The sequence below is a fragment of the Kitasatospora sp. NPDC051164 genome (assembly GCF_044455625.1).
Classification (GTDB): domain Bacteria; phylum Actinomycetota; class Actinomycetes; order Streptomycetales; family Streptomycetaceae; genus Kitasatospora.
On sequence record NZ_JBITFB010000032.1, the window covers coordinates 87,087 to 105,229 of the forward strand.

13 protein-coding genes are annotated in these 18,143 nt (G+C 72.9%); 12 read left to right on the forward strand and 1 reads right to left on the reverse strand.

Translation table 11 applies throughout. From position 1 onward, the window contains the following. Window positions 1-239 precede the first annotated feature (239 nt). The 5 genes from ACIBEC_RS37105 (at window position 240) to ACIBEC_RS37125 (ending at window position 5,398) form a co-directional block, all read left to right on the forward strand. A complete protein-coding gene (locus ACIBEC_RS37105) occupies window positions 240-941 on the forward strand; it encodes a PadR family transcriptional regulator (protein WP_360502480.1) in 702 nt (233 codons plus the stop codon). Window positions 942-1,068: 127 nt separating this feature from the next. Then, entirely contained in the window at window positions 1,069-2,151 is a 1,083-nt protein-coding gene (locus ACIBEC_RS37110) for an inositol-3-phosphate synthase (protein ID WP_360502482.1), read from the forward strand. Between the two features lie 126 nt (window positions 2,152-2,277). After that, window positions 2,278-3,597 (forward strand): MFS transporter, encoded by a 1,320-nt coding sequence (locus ACIBEC_RS37115; protein WP_360502485.1) that lies wholly within the window; start codon window positions 2,278-2,280, stop codon window positions 3,595-3,597. Window positions 3,598-3,704: 107 nt separating this feature from the next. Continuing rightward, complete coding sequence (locus tag ACIBEC_RS37120) at window positions 3,705-4,337, forward strand: hypothetical protein (protein ID WP_360502488.1); 633 nt, start codon at window positions 3,705-3,707, stop codon at window positions 4,335-4,337. A 32-nt stretch (window positions 4,338-4,369) separates the two neighbouring features. Further along, window positions 4,370-5,398, forward strand: coding sequence for a hypothetical protein (locus ACIBEC_RS37125; protein ID WP_360502490.1), 1,029 nt, complete (start codon window positions 4,370-4,372; stop codon window positions 5,396-5,398). Window positions 5,399-5,518: 120 nt separating this feature from the next. Here the strand turns inward: ACIBEC_RS37125 and ACIBEC_RS37130 are convergent, their stop codons facing one another. Beyond that, window positions 5,519-7,015, reverse strand: a complete 1,497-nt coding sequence (locus ACIBEC_RS37130; RefSeq protein ID WP_396289928.1) for a CCA tRNA nucleotidyltransferase — start codon at window positions 7,013-7,015, stop codon at window positions 5,519-5,521. 312 nt (window positions 7,016-7,327) lie between these two features. On the opposite strand from ACIBEC_RS37130, the gene ACIBEC_RS37135 reads away from it, so the two are divergent. From ACIBEC_RS37135 to trxA, 7 genes are all read left to right on the forward strand, one after another. Continuing rightward, entirely contained in the window at window positions 7,328-9,739 is a 2,412-nt protein-coding gene (locus ACIBEC_RS37135) for a DUF6049 family protein (protein WP_360502493.1), read from the forward strand. A 57-nt stretch (window positions 9,740-9,796) separates the two neighbouring features. After that, window positions 9,797-12,295, forward strand: a complete 2,499-nt coding sequence (gene murJ, locus ACIBEC_RS37140) for a murein biosynthesis integral membrane protein MurJ (RefSeq protein WP_360502495.1) — start codon at window positions 9,797-9,799, stop codon at window positions 12,293-12,295. A 300-nt stretch (window positions 12,296-12,595) separates the two neighbouring features. Next, window positions 12,596-14,659, forward strand: a complete 2,064-nt coding sequence (locus ACIBEC_RS37145) for a serine/threonine protein kinase (RefSeq protein WP_360502498.1) — start codon at window positions 12,596-12,598, stop codon at window positions 14,657-14,659. Window positions 14,660-14,706: 47 nt separating this feature from the next. After that, the gene (gene sigM / locus ACIBEC_RS37150) at window positions 14,707-15,423 is read left to right on the forward strand and encodes an RNA polymerase sigma factor SigM (RefSeq protein ID WP_360502500.1); all 717 of its coding nucleotides are present in this window, start codon (window positions 14,707-14,709) and stop codon (window positions 15,421-15,423) included. Then, window positions 15,420-16,412 carry a hypothetical protein gene (locus tag ACIBEC_RS37155; protein ID WP_360502502.1) on the forward strand — a complete coding sequence of 331 codons (993 nt, stop codon included), beginning with the start codon at window positions 15,420-15,422 and terminating at the stop codon, window positions 16,410-16,412. The genes sigM and ACIBEC_RS37155 overlap by 4 nt, the downstream gene beginning before the upstream one ends. A 173-nt stretch (window positions 16,413-16,585) precedes the next feature. After that, the gene (trxB, locus tag ACIBEC_RS37160) at window positions 16,586-17,551 is read left to right on the forward strand and encodes a thioredoxin-disulfide reductase (protein WP_360502505.1); all 966 of its coding nucleotides are present in this window, start codon (window positions 16,586-16,588) and stop codon (window positions 17,549-17,551) included. Between the two features lie 138 nt (window positions 17,552-17,689). Beyond that, complete coding sequence (gene trxA, locus ACIBEC_RS37165; protein WP_360502507.1) at window positions 17,690-18,016, forward strand: thioredoxin; 327 nt, start codon at window positions 17,690-17,692, stop codon at window positions 18,014-18,016. Window positions 18,017-18,143 lie beyond the last annotated feature (127 nt).

Consider the following 18,143-nt stretch of genomic DNA (forward strand, 5'->3'; position numbering starts at 1 on the left):
GCACAGAAATACAACTAATCGGGCATCAGTCGCCAATAACCGCAAAACGGCGACAGATCATTACACGGCCGTTGCCAACCTCACCCGCGCGTCGGCTTGTGATCACATTCACGCGTGCCCCCCTTGCCCGTTCCGGGGGTCGGGTTTACTGTTCTCGATATATCGAGCCGATACATCGAAGCGGAATACCGCCGGATGCAGCGGCCGGACGAGGGCCGAGAGGGAGGAGGACCACGGCAGTGGGCAGGCGCTCAGGAGTGCTGGAGTTCGCCGTTCTCGGCCTGCTCCATGACGCCCCGATGCACGGCTACGAGCTGCGCAAGCGGCTCAACATCCTGCTCGGTACGTTCCGGGCACTCTCCTACGGAACGCTCTACCCCTGCCTGAAGAGCCTGGTCGCCCAGGGCTTCCTGGTCGAGGACAACCCGGACGTCGAGTACGTCCCGGCCACCGCGCTCAACGGCAAGCGGTCCAAGATCGTCTACCGGCTCTCCGCCGAGGGGAAGCAGCGCTTCGAGGAGCTGCTCGCCGACTCCGGCCCGGACGCCTGGGAGGACGAGCACTTCGGCGTCCACTTCGCGTTCTTCGGCCAGACCGACCGGGCCGTCCGGATGCGCGTCCTGGAGGGACGCCGCAGCCGGCTGGAGGAGCGCCTGGAGCGGATGCGCAACTCGCTCGCCCGTGCCCGCGAGCGGTTCGACGACTACACCGTCGAACTCCAGCGGCACGGACTGGAGTCGGTGGAGCGCGAGGTCCGCTGGCTCAACGAGCTGATCGAGACCGAGCGGTCCAACCGCACCGGCCGGACCGGTCCCGCCACCGGCGGCGACTCCACCGCCGTACCCCCCAAGACTTCGGACGGCCGTGGCCAGGAGACCGGGTCCTCGGACCCGTCCGGGCCACCGTACGACCGCCCGGGGCGCTCCGCCCAGGAGCGCTGACACCGCGCCAGCCCTGTGCCGCGCGGAAGGAGTGGGCGCCTCGCGCCCTTACAAGCAGTCATCGAAGAAGCAGGACGAGTTCCGCCGGTTCCGGCGGTCCTCATGAGATCACAGGGAGCAACCGGAAATGGGTTCGGTTCGCGTAGCCATCGTTGGCGTGGGCAACTGCGCCGCGTCGCTGGTGCAGGGTGTCGAGTACTACAAGGACGCCGACCCGGCCGGCAAGGTCCCCGGGCTGATGCACGTCCAGTTCGGTGACTACCACGTCCGTGACGTGGAGTTCGTCGCGGCCTTCGACGTCGACGCCAAGAAGGTCGGCTTCGACCTGGCCGACGCCATCGGCAACAGCGAGAACAACACCATCAAGATCTGCGACGTGCCGCCGACCGGCGTCACCGTCCAGCGCGGCCACACCCTCGACGGCCTGGGTAAGTACTACCGGGAGACCATCGAGGAGTCCGACGAGGCCCCGGCCGACGTCGTCCGGATCCTCAAGGACCAGCAGGTCGACGTCCTGGTCTGCTACCTGCCGGTGGGCTCCGAGAACGCCGCCAAGTTCTACGCCCAGTGCGCCATCGACGCCAAGGTCGCCTTCGTGAACGCCCTCCCGGTGTTCATCGCGGGCACCAAGGAGTGGGCGGACAAGTTCACCGAGGCCGGCGTGCCGATCGTCGGTGACGACATCAAGTCCCAGGTCGGCGCCACCATCACGCACCGCGTGATGGCCAAGCTGTTCGAGGACCGCGGTGTTCTCCTCGAGCGCACCATGCAGCTGAACGTCGGCGGCAACATGGACTTCAAGAACATGCTCGAGCGCGAGCGCCTGGAGTCCAAGAAGGTCTCCAAGACCCAGGCCGTCACCTCGCAGATCCGCGACCGCGAGCTGGGCTCCAACAACGTCCACATCGGTCCCTCGGACTACGTGGCCTGGCTGGACGACCGCAAGTGGGCCTACGTCCGCCTGGAGGGTCGCGCGTTCGGTGACGTCCCGCTGAACCTGGAGTACAAGCTCGAGGTCTGGGACTCCCCGAACTCCGCCGGTGTCATCATCGACGCCGTGCGCGCCGCCAAGATCGCCAAGGACCGCGGCATCGGCGGCCCGATCCTGTCGGCCTCCTCGTACTTCATGAAGTCCCCGCCGGTCCAGTACTTCGACGACGAGGCCCGCGACAACGTCGAGAAGTTCATCCGCGGTGAGGTCGAGCGCTGAGCTGACGGCCCCTAGCCGCGCGTAGCCGCTCCGAAGAGCCCACGATCACCGGATCGTGGGCTCTTCACCATTTTCCGGCCAATGTTTCACGTGAAACAGCAACCGGTTCCATGGCACTCTGGGCGGGTGGCGATCACCGAGAACGGCAGCACCCACCAGTCCGCGCACCGCGCCACGCTCGTCGATCTGCTCCGGGGCCGCGACTTCCGGCGGCTGCTGACCGCCCGGGTGCTCTCCCAGCTCTCCGACGGCGTCTTCCAGGTCTCGCTCGCCGCCTACGTGGTCTTCTCCCCCGAGAAGCAGTCCTCCCCCGCCGACATCGCCTCGGTGCTGGCTGTGATGCTGCTGCCGTTCTCGGTGATCGGCCCGTTCGCCGGGGTGCTGCTGGACCGCTGGCGCCGCCGTCAGGTGCTGTACTTCGGCAACCTGGCCCGCTTCGGGCTGGGCCTGGGCACCGGCGCGCTGCTCCTGGCCAAGGCGCCGACCCAGCTGTTCTTCGCGTCGGCCCTGCTCGTCACCGCGCTCAACCGGTTCATCCTGGCCGGCCTGTCCGCCGCCCTGCCCCGGGTGGTGGAGCAGGACCGACTGGTCACCGCCAACGCGCTCTCCCCCACGCTCGGGACGGTCGCCGCCGCCTGCGGCGGGGGCATCGGCTTCCTGCTGCACCAGGTGATGACCCCGGGCCCCACCGCGGACGCCGCACTGGTCACGGTCGCCTCGCTGCTCTACCTGTCGGCCGCGCTGGCCGCCCGGCGGATGGACCGCGATCTGCTCGGCCCGGAGCAGCACGCCGACCGCCCGGCACTCGGCCAGGCGCTGGTGCGGGCCACCGTCGAACTCGGCGCCGCCGTCCGCCACCTGGTGCGGGACTGCCGCCCCGCCGTGCACGCGCTGGCCGCCGTCACCGCGGCCCGGTTCTGCTACGGCGTGCTGATCGTGGTCGTGGTGATGCTCGCCCGATACACCTTCAACGACCCGACCGACAGTGCGGCCGGCCTGGTCACCCTCGGCCAGGCGGTCGGCCTCTCCGCCGCCGGGTTCTTCGTCGCCGCGGTGGTCAGCCCCTGGTGCACCCGCAAGCTCGGGCTGACCGGCTGGATGACGGCCTGCCTGGTCGCCCCGGTGGTCTTCGTCCCGGCGCTCGGCCTGGGCTTCACGCTGGTGCCGTGCCTGATCGCCGCCCTGCTGCTCGGAGTGGTCACCCAGGGCACCAAGATCTGCGCCGACACCGTGGTGCAGGAGTCGGTCGAGGACGAGTACCGCGGCCGGGTCTTCGCCATCTACGACGTGCTGTTCAACGTCGCCTTCGTGGCCGCCGCCATGGTGACCGCACTGGTGCTGCCGCTGTCCGGCCGCTCGGTCCCGGTGGTCGTCGGGGTCGCCGCGGTGTACGCCGGCACGGCGGTCGTCTACCTGCGCGCCGCCCGCCGCCGACCGCACCCCTGACCGTCTCTCCACACATCCCCCGGGACTCGGGACCGATGGCGTCCGACCGAGTCGCTAAGGTGTCAGACCTGTCGGAGCGACAGCACTCTGTCTCGGGGGACGAACTGATGAGCACACCGCCCAATCCGTACGGGCCACCGGTCGTACAGCCGTACGGTGCGCCGGTTCCCCCGCCGGCCGCCCCGTACGGACCGCCGCCCGCCTACGGGCAGCCCCCGCAGCCGGCCCCGGCCGGGTACGGGCAGCCGCCGTCGTACGGGCAGTCCCCGTACGGGCAGCAGCAGCCCTACGGGCAGGCACCGTACGGACAGCAGCCGCCGGCCGGGGCGTACGGCTACCCGCAGCCTGCCGCACCGACGCCGAGCGCACCGCCGGCGGCCAAGAAGAGCAGCGGCATCTCCAAGCTGAAGATGGTCGGCCTCGCGGGCGGCTGCGTGGCCCTGGCGGTCGGGTACTTCGTCGCCGGGCCGAGCGTCAGCAGTGCCAAGCCCGGCGACTGTGTGCGGGTGAGCGGCTCCCGCTCTGTCGAAATCGCCAAGTGTACTGATTCCACAGCGAATTACCGCGTACTGTCGAAGTTCGAAGGCACCACCGACGTGAACCGCTGCAAGCAGACGCCGCAGACCACGAGTGCCGTCTCGGGCAAGAGCGGCCGCCGCTGGAACAAGAAGCGGTACGTGCTCTGCCTCGGTCCGATGGCACCCGCCACCACCGGCCTCCCGCCGGTGAAGAAGTCCTGAACTCTTCCGCCACTCCGTCCCCGGGGGACCACTTGTCCGTTCCGCCTCCGCCCCAGATGCCGTACGGTCCGCCGCCGGGCGACGGCAACCCCTACTCCTCCGGCGGCGCCTACGGCGCCCCGCCCCCGCCGCCCGGCCAGCCCGGGTACGGGTACCCCAGCGCCCCGCCGCCGCCCGGCCAGCCGTACGGCTACCCGCAGCCCGCACCCGGCTACGGGTACCCGCCGCAGGGCCCGACGGACGGTCTGACCTGCCGGTTCTGCGGCGGCTACCCGGCGGTGAACGCCACCGTCCGCGGCCACCAGGGCCTGCTCGTGGCCTACCGGATGCTGCGGATGTCCGGCCCGTTCTGCCGCACCTGCGGCACGGCCACCGTGCGCGACATGTCCGCCCGGACGCTGGTCCAGGGCTGGTGGAGCCTGGTGTCGTGGCTGCTGACCCCGATCACGCTGCTGCTGAACCTCGGCCCGCACAACCGGTTCAAGCAGCTGCAGCCGCCCGTCCCGGGCAGCCACGGGCCGCAGCTCGACCCGGGCGTCCCGCTGACGCGCCGTCCGCACATCGCGATGCTGGTGGTGCCGGTCTCGCTGGCGGTCACCATCGTCCTGGCCGCCACCGGGGTACTCGGCCCGACGAAGGACAACGGCCCGTCCGACCCGATCACCGCGGCCCCGGCGCCGACGCCCTCCTCCTTCACCTTCACGCCCTCGCCGCCGCCGGCCTTCCCCTCGCCGACCTTCACGATCCCGTCGGTGCCGAGCATCACCCTCCCGCCGGTCACCACCCCGACCGACGACACGGACGCCGTGGACTCGGCCAAGGCGGGCGACTGCCTGCACAACGACAACGGCCCGGCCGGCGCGACCACCGACACCCACCCGAAGGTCTCGGTGCTGCCCTGCACCGACGCCACGGCGCAGTACAAGGTGATCTACAAGTACCTCGCCACGTCCGACGAGAAGGTCTGCGAGAAGCAGCCGAAGGCGGACAGCTGGTACACCCGCACCTACACCAACTTCCCGGCCCTGAACTACGTGCTCTGCCTCAAGAAGCTCAAGTAGCTCACGCAGCTCAAGCAGCCCGCCGCAGCACGCGAGGGGTGGCCCCGGCCGAGTGCCGGGACCACCCCTCGCGTCGTGTCCGGAGCCGGTCCGGACCCATAGCCGGAGCCGGAGCCGGCGTCAGCCCTGCTGCTGCTCGGCCCACCAGGCGCGCAGCGCCGCGACCGCCTCGTCGTGCTCCATCGGACCGTGCTCCAGCCGTAGTTCGAGCATCTGCTTGTACGCCTTTCCGACCTGCGGACCGGGCTTGAGGCCGAGCAGCTCCATGATCTGGTTGCCGTCCAGCGCCGGGCGGACGGCGTCCAGCTCCTCCTGCGCCTTCAGCTCGGAGATCCGCGTCTCCAGGCCGTCGTAGGTGCGCGAGAGCGCGGCCGCCTTCTTCTTGTTGCGGGTGGTGCAGTCGGAGCGGGTCAGCTTGTGCAGGCGCTCCAGCAGCGGCCCCGCGTCGGTGATGTAGCGGCGCACCGCGGAGTCGGTCCACTCGCCGCCGCCGTAGCCGTGGAAGCGCAGGTGCAGCTCGACCAGGCGCGAGACGTCCTCGGTGAGCTCCTTGGAGTACTTGAGCTCGCGCATCCGCTTGCGGGTCATCTTGGCGCCGACCACCTCGTGGTGGTGGAAGGAGACCCGGCCGTCCGACTCGAAGCGGCGGGTGCGCGGCTTGCCGATGTCGTGCAGCAGCGCGGCCAGCCGCAGGGTGAGGTCCGGGCCGTCCTGCTCCAGGTCGACGGCCTGCTCCAGGACGGTCAGCGAGTGCTCGTAGACGTCCTTGTGCCGGTGGTGCTCGTCGCGCTCCAGCCGCAGTGCGGGCAGCTCGGGCAGCACGTACCCGGCCAGGCCGGTGTCGACCAGCAGGCGCAGGCCCTTCACCGGGTGCTTGGCCAGCAGCAGCTTGTTCAGCTCGGCCTGGACCCGCTCCGCCGAGACGATGGTGATCCGCTCGGCCATCGCGGTCATCGCGGCGACCACCTCGGGCGCCGGTTCGAAGTCGAGCTGGGCGGCGAAGCGGGCGGCCCGCATCATCCGCAGCGGGTCGTCGGAGAAGGACTCCTCGGGGGTGGCGGGGGTGCGCAGCACCCGGGCCTCCAGGTCCTCCAGGCCGTTGTGGGGGTCGACGAAGCCGCGGCCGGGCAGGTCGACGGCCATCGCGTTGACCGTGAAGTCCCGGCGGACCAGGTCCTCCTCGATGGTCTCGCCGTAGGTCACCTCGGGCTTGCGGGAGGTGCGGTCGTACGCCTCGGAGCGGTAGGTGGTGATCTCGATCAGGAAGGAGCCCTCGGGGGTGTCCTTGCGGGCACCGACGGTGCCGAAGGCGATGCCGACGTCCCAGATCGCGTCCGCCCAGCCCTTGACCAGCTTGAGCACCTGCTGCGGGCGGGCGTCAGTGGTGAAGTCCAGGTCGTTGCCGAGCCGGCCGAGCAGCGCGTCCCGGACCGAGCCGCCGACCAGCGCCAGCCGGTGACCGGCTGCCTGGAAGCGGTCGGCGATCTCGTCGGCGACCGGCGACACCCGCAGCAGCTCTTGCAGGCCCAGGGTCTGGGCCTCGCTCAGGCCTGGTACGGCCTGGAGGGCGGTGCTGGGACGATCGGTGCGCGCGGTGGGCTCATTGGCAGTGGACACGGCTCACAAGGGTACGTGCCCCGGCAGGTCAACCGCCCGCGCGTTTTGGGCGTCTCTTCCCACAGCCCGCAACACTGCACCGCGGGCTGCATCGTTACCATGCCGGTGGACGGGTCTCGGGCACCGGACAGGGGACACGGTGTCCAAGCGAAGACCGTCGGGCGGACCGCGCCGGACGGGACGAACAGCATCAGCAGCGAGCGATCGAGAACGGCGAGGGCGAAGCGAGTGAGCGAGCCGGCACGGCACTCGGGCCTGGGGGCGCACCGACAGCCTGGACGGGCCGAACGCCCGGCCGAGGGGCGTCATCCGGTGCGCCGGGCGGGCCTGCGCCTCGCCGCCGCCTGCGCGGCCGCCCTGACCCTCTTCACGGCCGCTCCGGCCGGTGCGCTGCCGGCCGGCGGCGACATCGCCTCGGCCGAGTACCCGGTGGTGCTGACCATCGAGTCGCTGGCCCCGCAGGTGGCCGCCCCCAACGGCACCGTGACGATCACCGGGCACGTCACCAACGCCGGCAAGTCGGCGCTCAAGGGCGCCCACGCGGCGGTCCGCAAGCCCTTCTCCGGCAAGCCGCTGGACCGGCGCAGCGATCTGGCGAACGTGGCCGGCCGTTCCGCGCCGGACGGCAAGGACGGCGTGGAGCTGGACAGCCCGCAGTACGCCCTGCCGGAGCTGAACCCCGGCCAGACCCTGCCGTACACCCTGAGCGTCGCGGTGAACGACCTCGGGCTGTCCTCGAGCGGGGTGTACGAGCTCGCAGTGGACGCCTGGGGCTCGACCGCCGACAACTCGCACGACCGGGCCCTGGGCATCGCCCGGAGCTTCCTGCCGTACAACCCGGGCGGTGCCGAGGCGCAGCCGACGAAGGTCGCCACGCTCTGGCCGCTGGTGCACGCGCCGGTGCTGGCCGCGCAGACCGTCGCCGACAACGACCAGTCCGTCCCGGTGCTGCGCGACGACAGCCTGGCGGCCGAGTTCGCCCCGGGCGGCCGGCTGTACGAGCTGGTCGACACCGGCTCCAAGCTGTCCGGGCTGACCTGGGTGGTCGACCCGGACCTGCTGGACGCCGCGTTCGCGATGACCAAGCCGTACCGGGTGCAGAAGCCGGGCACCGAGTCCGCGGGCAAGTCGGCCAGGGACGACAACACCGTCGTGAACAACGGCTCGGCCGCCGCCACCGCCTGGCTGGACAAGTTGCGGGCCGCGGTCGCCAAGCCGGACAGCCAGGTGGTCGCGCTGCCGTACGCCGACCCGGACCTCGCGTCGATCGCCCACAACGGCGCCGACCTGCCCGGCATGACCACCGCGCTGAACAAGGCCGCCACGGCCGGTCGGCTGACCGTCGAGGGCCGGCTCTCCGTGGACACCCGTTCCGATGTCGCCTGGCCGTACCAGGGCTACGTCGACCAGCAGATCGCCGGGCTCGCCCAGCAGGCGGGCAGCGGCCTGGTGCTGGCCAACGGGGCGAGCCTGCCGGAGCCGGACTCGCTGAACTACACCCCGACCGCGGTGCGCCCGATCGGCAACGGGCAGAGCGCCGTGGTCGCCGACGAGACGGTCTCCGGGCTCTTCCAGAGGGACCTGAGCAGCGCGAAGGACCAGACCGAGGCGACCCAGCGCTTCCTCGCCGAGACCTTCGCGATCACCCACGAGCAGCCGCAGAACCAGCGCGGCCTGCTGGTCATGCCGCCCCGCGAGCTGAGCGTCAACACCGCGAAGGTGCTGGCGAGCGCCCTGCAGGCGGCGTCCGCCAAGTGGATCTCCCCGGTCAAGCTGGACGCGGTGGCCCAGGCCCCGGCGGACCAGAAGGCCAACACGGGCGTCCCGGCGGCCGCGGACTACCCGACCCAGGCCCGCGCCTCGGAGCTGTCGGCGGCCGATCTGATCGGCACCAACAAGATCCAGTACGACCTGGACACGCTGATGCGGGTGCTCACCCTGCCGCAGCGGGTGCGCGGCCCGTTCAACGCCGCCATGGTCCGGTCGCTGTCCACCGAGTGGCGCAGCCAGGCCGCGGCCGGCGGCGCCTACCGCGCCGGCGTCACGCAGTACCTGCAGGAGCTGACCAAGGCCGTCCAGGTGCCGCCGAAGACCGTGGTCACGCTGGCCGGCGACACCGGTCTGCTCCAGGTCAGCGTCCGCAACGACCTGACCCAGGCGGTCACCAACCTGAAGCTGGTGCTCACCTCGACCCAGCCGAACCGGCTGAACGTGCGCCGGGAGGAGGAGCTGGTCCTCCCGGCCTCGCAGAGCGCCACCCTCCGCTTCCAGGCCGAGGCGCACAACAACGGGCCGGTCGGCATGACCGCCCAGCTGTGGACCACCGGCCCCGACTCGCGGCCGTACGGTGCGGCCCAGCCGTTCACGGTGCAGGTCACCTCGGTGACCAACGGCGTGCTGTACGTCTTCGCGGGCGCCGGCCTGCTGCTGCTGTTGGCCGCGCTGCGCTTCATGCGCCAGCGCAAGCGGCGGGGCGGGGAGCCGCACGAGGACGGCGACCAGCCGGTCGGGGACGCCCCGGCGACGGGCGGGGCCGCGGCCGAGGAGCCGACGGCCGACAAGGCGGACGAGGCGGACGGGGCCGAGGGGTCCGAAGCCGCCGCCCGGGCCGACGGGGAGGGGCCGGCGGGCGGCGCCGCTGGTGACGCTCCCGCGCAGACACCGCGCGGCAGCAGCCCGGATGGCCGGGATCGGGCCGCCAGTGATGAGAAGGTTGGTCCTTGATACCGCCGACCCCCCGTGACGCCGGGCCGGCCTCCCCCACGACAGCGAAGAGGTGACATGACCGGGCGCAGCGAGGAGCGGCAGCCGGGCCGCGGTGAGAGCCGGCCGGGTGCCGAGTCGCCGTCCGGCGACTGGTACGTGGCCGACACCTACGCCCAGGACCCGTACGCGGCCGACGCGTACGGGAACCCGCAGGACGGCCAGGACCCGTACGGTCTGCGGGCCGGCCGACCGGCCGCGCCGCAGCAGCCGGCCGCCGCGTACGACGTGCCGCCGCAGCTGCCGCCGCAGGGCGGCGGCTATCCGACGCCGGTGCCGCCCGCCCCCTACCCGGCGGCGGACCACTTCTCGCCCCCGGTGCCACCGGTGCAGCCCGGCTGGGACACCCCGGGGCAGGCCGGCTGGCAGCCGGAGCCGGCCCCGGCTCCGGCCCGCGGCCCGTGGGGCGGTGCCGAGCAGCCGCAGCAGCAGTGGGAGCCCGGCCCGGCGCACTCCGCCTGGGACTCCGAGACCACCGAGTACGTCGGGGTGGACGCGCTGTTCGGCGGCCGCCAGGCGGAGGCCGCGGCCCCGCCGCCGGTACCGCAGCCCGCCCCGGCCCCGCAGACCACCCCGCCGGGTGCCCACGGAGCCGTGCCGCCCGGCGCGCCCGTGCCGCCGCCCGGCCCCGCGCCGTACCCGCCGATGGGCGGCTACCCGGGGCAGCCGCAGCACGCCGGCCCGCACGGGCAGCGCCCCTTCGTGCCGCCGATCGAGTTCGACCCGCCGCTCTCCGAGGAGGAGGCCACCATGCAGGTGGCCGCCGTCGCGGTGCCCCCGGCGGTCGAGCCGCTGGCGGACCTCGCCGCCGAGGAGCAGGCCGCGCCGCCGGAGTCCGCGGGCGCGGCGGCCCCGGCGGCCGGCGGCGGGGGCGGCAAGGTCGCGAGCCTGCTGAACTCCAGCGCGATCATGGCGGCCGGCACGCTGGTCTCCCGCGGCACCGGCTTCGTCCGGACCATGGTGATCACCACGGCCATCGGCGTCGGCGTGATGGGCGACTCGTACAACGCGGCGAACACCCTGCCGACCCTGCTGTACATCCTGATCGGCGGCGGCGCGTTGAACGCGGTGTTCGTGCCGCAGCTGGTGCGCAGCATGAAGAACGACGAGGACGGCGGCACCGCGTACGCCAGCCGGCTGCTCACCCTGGTGATGGTCGGGCTCGCCGGCGTGGTGTTCCTGGCGGTGCTCGGGGCGCCCGTGCTGGTCCAGCTGATCGCCCACCCGATGATGGCGAACCCGGAGCGGGCCGCCACCACGGTGGCGCTGGCCCGCTACTGCCTGCCGACCATCTTCTTCATGGGCATCCACGTGGTGATGGGCCAGGTCCTCAACGCCCGCGGCCGGTTCGGCGCGATGATGTGGACGCCGGTCCTGAACAACGTCGTGGTGATCTTCACCTTCTCCGCCTACATCTGGGTCTACGGCGGGTTCGGCACCACCCACGTCACCCCGGAGTCCATCTCGCCCGAGGGCGTCCGGCTGCTCGGCCTCGGCACCCTGATCGGCCTGGTCGTCCAGTCGCTGGCGATGATCCCGTACCTGCGGGCGGCCGACTTCCGCTACCGGCCCCGCTTCGACTGGCGCGGCCACGGCCTGGGCAAGGCCGCCCGGCTGGCCAAGTGGACGTTCTTCTTCGTGCTCGCCAACCAGGCCGGCTACCTGGTGATCACCCAGCTGTCCACCAAGGCCGGCGCCGCCGCGGCCGCGGCCGGTCACGACGGTGTCGGCCTGGCCGCGTTCTCCAACGCCCTGCTGATCTGGCAGCTCCCGCAGGCCGTGATCACCGTCTCGATCATGAGCGCGGTGCTCCCCCGGCTGTCCCGGGCGGCCGCCGACGAGGATGCCGGTGCCGTCCGCGACGACATCTCCTACGGTCTGCGCACCACGGCGGTGGCGGTCGTCCCGGCGGCCTTCCTCTTCCTGGCGCTCGGTCCGGTGATCGGCCGGTCGATCTACGCCGTCGGTGGCGACGCGAGCGTCCTGAGCGGCGCGACCAACGTCGGCCTGATGCTCTCCGCCTTCGCCCTGGGCCTGATCCCGTACTCGGCCCAGTACGTGATGCTGCGCGGCTTCTACGCCTACGAGGACACCCGGACGCCGTTCTCCAACACCGTCTGGGTCGCGGTCTGCCAGGCCGCCTTCTCCCTGCTGTGCTGGCTGCTGCTGCCCGCCGAATGGACGGTGACCGGCATGGCGTTCGGCTACGGCCTCGGGTACGCCATCGGGGTGGCGGTGGCCCTGCCGAAGCTGAAGAAGAAGATCGGCGGGCTGGACACCAAGCGGATCGGCAAGACCTACAGCCGGCTGGCCGCCGCGTGCGTCCCGGCCGCGCTGGTCGGTCTCGGCGCCAGCCTGGGGATCCAGCAGGTACTCGGTGGCTGGACGGGTAGCGTGGCCGCCCTCGTCGTGGCGGGCGGCCTGCAGATGAGCGTCTTCGTGCTGATCGCGAAGCGCCTGCGGATCGAGGAACTGAACGCCATGCTGGGCATGGTCCGCGGCCGACTGGGCCGCTGACCGTCCCTTCGACGGCCGGACGAGCGGGCGCCCTGACCGGGCGTCAACCGGAGCGGACAGCTCCTCGGCTCGTCCGGCCGACTGCTGGGTTGCCAGCCGCCCCGGGCCCGCCCGGCGGCCGGATGGCGACCCGGTGTCCTATCTGCACCACATCTCTCCACCCGTACGCAACCGAGTGGACCCCTCAGCGGTCGTACCCGGTGGAGAAGAGTGGGCACAATTGTCCTGGAGCACAGGGCCGCCAACCCGCGGGCTCCAGCGACTCTCGGCCGGGGCGACACAAGGGGAGGCAGGACCACGGTGGCTGATGGCACCAAGGCGGTCGTCGACACGTCAACAGCTGACGCGGCGGCGGACGAAGCCGCGCTGGCCGCGGCGATCGACGAGTTCGCGGTCGCGAAGGACGCCGACGGGCGTGCCTCCGCCGACGGCGGCAAGGGCGCCTCCACCGCTGCCGCCGCTCCCGGGGAGAACAGCGGGGACGTCGAGGGGGACGCTGACGAGGCCTCCGACGACGACTCCGACCGGGCCTCCGACCGGGCCTCCGGCCAGGCCTCCGACGGTGCCTCCGACGGGGACACCGACCGGGAGGGCCCGCCGGCCGCCGCCCCGGAAGCCTCCGTGAGCGAGGAGACCTCGGAGATCACCGCCCCGCTCTCGGTCCGGGAGATCGCCGCCGAACTGGCCGCCGGCTCCGCCCGGAAGAAGCCCGCCCCCGCGCCGGCGCCCGCCAAGCGCCGCCCCACCGACCCGCAGCCCACGGTCGACCCGCGCGACACCGCCACCCTCCCGCGCACCCTCCCCGCGCCGCAGCGGCGCAGCGGCGACATGATCGGCCACCGGTACCTGCTCGAGGAGTGCATCTCCCAGAGCGACACCTTCAGCAGCTGGCGCGCCGTCGACGAGAAACTGCGCCGGGCCGTCGGCGTCCACCTGATGGCCTCCGGCCACCAGCGCGCCCGCAAGGTGCTGGCCGCGGCCAAGTCCGCCGCCCTGCTCGGCGACCCGCGCTTCGTCCAGGTCCTGGACGCCGTCCAGGAAGGCGAGCTGGTCTACGTCGTACGGGAGTGGCTGCCGCACTCCTCCGACCTGGCCAAGCTGCTCGCGAACGGCCCGATGGAGCCGCACGAGGCGTACCAGATGGTCCGCCAGGTCGCCGACGCGGTCGCCGCCGCCCACCGGCGCGGCCAGGCCCACCTGCGGCTCACCCCGCGCTGCGTGCTGCGCACCGACAGCGGCCAGTACCGGATCAACGGCATCGCGGTCGACGCCGCCCTGCGCGGGCTGCCCGTCGAGGGCACCACCGAGGACGCCCAACGCACCGACACCCGCGCGATCGGTGCCCTGCTGTTCGCCGCGCTCACCCACCGCTGGCCGTACCCGGAGGACCGCTACGACCTCCGGGGCCTGCCGAAGGGCCTCCAGAACGCCGCGCCGGACCAGGTCCGCGCCGGGGTCCACAAGGGCCTGTCCGAGCTCGCCGCACGGGCCCTGTTCGACCACCCGCCGCACCACGCCGAGCCGATCACCACCCCGGAGGAGCTGGTCCGGGCGATCGCGCAGATGCCCCGGATCCGCCAGCCCGAGCCGGAGCTGCCCGCCTTCCCGGTCCCGCCCCGGCACAACACCCACGCCCTGCCCACCGCGCCCAACCCGACCCGGGTGGCCGACCCGGCGGTCGCCCCGCTGCCCGCCTCGTCGCGGCCCACCGCCTCCCGCCGGACGAAGCGGCGGCTGCGCCGGGTCGTCAAGGCCACCGCCTGGACGGTCGCCCTGGGCGCGATCGGCGTCGCCTCCTGGCAGTTCGTCGGCAGCCTGCGCCATCCCGAGTCGTCCGCCGCCGCGCCGCAGCCCACGGTCACCAGCTCCTCGCCGAGCCCGCACGCCAGCACCCACAACCCGGTGCCGATCGCCATCAAGGAGGCGCAGTCGTACAACCCGCTGGGCGACGGGCCCGAGGGCACCGAGAGCATCGGAAAGGCCATCGACGGCGACCCGAACTCCGCCTGGACCACCGGCTGGTACGTCGACCAGTTCGGCCCCAAGGCGCCCGCCCTCAAGTCGGGCACCGGCCTGCTGATCGACCTCGGCACCCAGCAGTCGGTCTCCTCGGTGAACGTCCAGTTCCTCGGCGGCGAGCAGACGGCGGAGCTGCGGGTGCCCACCGGGGCCGCCACCACCAACCCGATGCAGGCCAAGCCGGAGAGTTTCAGCATCGTCGGCAAGAAGGCCGGGACGAACGTCGAGTACACCCTCGACTCCCCGGTCACCACGCGCTACCTCTTGATCTGGCTGACCGGTCTGACCAAGGATGGCGACACCAGATACCGCGGCCACGTCGCCGAGGTGAAGGTCTCCGGCTGACCGCACGGCTCGCGCACCGGAACGACGGCAGAGGTCAAGGGGTGACAGTGGCGGACGACGACGCGGCGTTGCTCGCCCGGCACGTCGCCGGCGACCAGGAGGCCTTCGGCCTGCTGGTGAACCGGCACCGCGACCGGCTCTGGGCGGTCGCCCTGCGCACCCTGGGCGACCGCGAGGAGGCCGCCGACGCGCTCCAGGACGCCCTGGTCTCCGCCTTCCGCGCCGCCGCCGGCTTCCAGGGCCGCTCGGCCGTCACCACCTGGCTGCACCGGATCGTGGTCAACGCCTGTCTGGACCGCGCCCGGCGCAGCGCCACCCGCCGCACCACCCCGCTCGACGAGGACCCGCAGCGGCTCGACACCCTGGTCGGCTCCGCCGAGCCGGCCGACTCCCCGGTGGTCCGCGCCGAGCTGCACCGCGAGGTGACCGCGGCCCTCGGCGAGCTGCCCGCCGAGCAGCGGGCCGCACTGGTCCTGGTCGACATGCAGGGCTACCCGGTCGCCGAGGCCGCCGAGCTGCTGGGCGTCCCGGTGGGCACCGTGAAGAGCCGCTGCGCGCGCGGCCGGGCGCGGCTGCTCCCGCTCGTACGGCACCTGCGGGAGAGCGACGGCGGGCCGGATGTTTCACGTGAAACACCGGGCGGCCACGGCTCGGCCCCACCGGTGCGGGGCACCCGGGGGAACCCGACGGCCCCCCGCACCGTCACAGGGACAGGCCCGAGCACCGGTCGGACGATGCTGGAAGGAGACGCGAGCACACGATGACCGCCAACCCCTTCTCGCCCGACCACACCGAGGACCACCCCCCGGTCGAGCGGCTCGCCGACCTCACCGAGGGGCTGGTCGACTCCCCCGAGGCCGTCGCGGCGCTGCGACGGCACCTGGTCGGCTGCGCCGAGTGCCGCGAGACCGTCGACGCGCTCGCCGAGGTCCAGGCGCTGCTCGGCGGCGTCGAGACCCCGCCGATGCCCGCCGACATCGCCGACCGGCTGGACGCCGCTCTGGCCCAGGCCGCCGCCGAGGCCCCGGCACCCGCTTCCGGGAACGACCGCAAGGCCCTCGCCCGCCCTCAGGAGGCCCCTGCCGCCGCCCGCCGGTCCGGCACCCCGGCCTCGCCCGTACGCGCCGCCACGGGGCCCTCCACGCCGCCCTCCCGACCCTCGGCCCGGCCCGCCGCCGCCACCGGCCCCGGCCGCCCGCGCCCCCGGCGTCGATTCGCCCTGCTGCTCGGCGCCGCCGCCGCCCTGGCTGCCCTCGGACTCGGCGGGGCGCTGCTGCTGCACCCCGACGACGGGGCCGGCGGCCCCACGGTCACCGCGGGCGCCCCTGCGGGCACCACCGCCGCCGCAGCCCCGGGACGCGCCCCGCACGGGGCGAGCGCCGGCACCGACTACCGCGCCGACCGCCTCGCTACCCAGATCCAGCAGTTGCTGGCCCGCTCGGAGAGCGCTCCGGGGCTGCGGCCGACCGGGCAGGCCAAGCCCGAGAGCGTCCTGCCCGCCGAGGGCGCCCGGCCGGAGCCCTCCTCCCCGGCTTCACCGTCCCCCTCCGCTTCCGCCTCCCCGGCCCCCTCGGCGTCCTGCCCGCCCCCCGCCTCCGGCGCCCCGCTGGCCACCGACCGGGGCAGCTACGACGGCGCCCCGGTGGACGTCCTGGTCTACCCGGTGCCCGGCCGGCCCGACCTCGTGGACGTCTACCTGCGCGCCCCCGACTGCGGCCAGGTCGTCCTGCACCAGAGCGTTCCCAGTCGCTGACCAGTGGTTCCCATGCGATCCACGCCCAGCACGGCACGCCGCTTCCGGAGTTCGGGCACCTGGTACTGATCCGCCTGGGAATGCGAGACACTGGTCAGTCGTTGTCCCGGGCGGCGGAGCAGGACCGCCCTCCCCGCAGCTAACGCGGGTCGCGATGCGAACCAGGAGAAGCAGTGAGCGACGTCCGTAACGTGATCATCATCGGTTCCGGCCCGGCCGGGTACACGGCAGCGCTCTACACGGCCCGTGCCTCCCTCAAGCCACTGGTCTTCGAGGGGGCCGTCACCGCCGGTGGTGCGCTCATGAACACCACCGAGGTCGAGAACTTCCCGGGCTTCCGGGACGGCATCATGGGCCCCGAGCTGATGGACAACATGCGGGCCCAGGCCGAGCGCTTCGGCGCCGAGCTGATCCCCGATGACATCGTCGCGGTCGACCTCACCGGTGACATCAAGACCGTCACCGACTCCGAGGGCAACGTGCACAAGGCCCGTGCCGTGATCGTCACCACCGGCTCCCAGCACCGCAAGCTCGACCTGCCGAACGAGGACAAGCTCTCCGGGCGCGGCGTCTCCTGGTGCGCCACCTGCGACGGCTTCTTCTTCCGCGACCAGGACATCGCGGTGGTCGGCGGCGGGGACACCGCCCTGGAGGAGGCGACCTTCCTCTCCCGCTTCGCCAAGAGCGTCACGATCATCCACCGCCGGGACACCCTGCGCGCCTCCAAGGCGATGCAGGAGCGTGCCTTCGCCGACGAGAAGATCCGCTTCGAGTGGGACAGCGCGGTCGAGGCCATCCATGGCGACCCGAAGCTGAGCGGCGTCACCCTGCGCGACACCACCACCGGCGAGACCCGCGAGCTGGCCGTCACCGGTCTGTTCATCGCGATCGGCCACGACCCGCGCACCGAGCTGTTCAAGGGCCAGCTGGACCTCGACGCCGAGGGCTACCTCCAGGTCGAGGCCCCCTCGACCCGGACCAACATCCCGGGCGTGTTCGGCGCCGGCGACGTCGTGGACCACACCTACCGCCAGGCCATCACCGCCGCCGGCACCGGCTGCTCCTCGGCGCTGGACGCCGAGCGCTACCTGGCCGCGCTGGACGACCTGGAGGCCAAGGCCGCCGCCGTGGCGGTCTGACCCCCCGGGCCACCGACCCACCCTCGCGGGGGTGCTGTGTTCCACGTGACACCCCCGCCCCGGCCAGGCAGAAACAGAACGGGCCCGCCCGTTGTTCTCCTGGCAGCAGCCCCCTCCGTCCTAACCCGAGGAGTTCCCGTGGCCGGCGCCACCACCACCGTCACCGACGCGACGTTCCAGTCCGACGTCCTGGACAGCGACAAGCCCGTGCTGGTCGACTTCTGGGCCACCTGGTGCGGCCCGTGCCGCCAGGTCGCCCCGGTCCTGGAGGACATCGCGGCCGAGCACAGCGACAAGCTGACCATCGCCAAGCTCGACGTGGACGCCAACCAGGAGACCGCCGCCAAGTACGGCGTCATCTCGATCCCGACCCTGATCGTCTACAAGAACGGCGAGCCGGTGAAGTCCATCACCGGTGCCCGGCCGAAGGCGGCGCTGCTGCGCGAGCTGGCCGAGTTCATCTAGGTCGTCGGACCGTCGACCGCACGGCGGCGGGGGGGGCCCCCCCCCGGGCGCCCCCCCCCGCGGGGGGGGCCCCGCCCCCCCCCCCCCCCCCCCGCCCCCCCCCCCCCCCCCCCCCCCCCCAACGGGG

Coding starts and splice junctions, on each gene's coding strand:
- ACIBEC_RS37110 (WP_360502482.1), top strand. CDS start 1,069: ATGGGTTCGGTTCGCGTAGCCATCGTTGGCGTGGGCAACTGCGCCGCG.
- ACIBEC_RS37120 (WP_360502488.1), top strand. CDS start 3,705: ATGAGCACACCGCCCAATCCGTACGGGCCACCGGTCGTACAGCCGTAC.
- murJ (WP_360502495.1), top strand. CDS start 9,797: ATGACCGGGCGCAGCGAGGAGCGGCAGCCGGGCCGCGGTGAGAGCCGG.
- ACIBEC_RS37155 (WP_360502502.1), top strand. CDS start 15,420: ATGACCGCCAACCCCTTCTCGCCCGACCACACCGAGGACCACCCCCCG.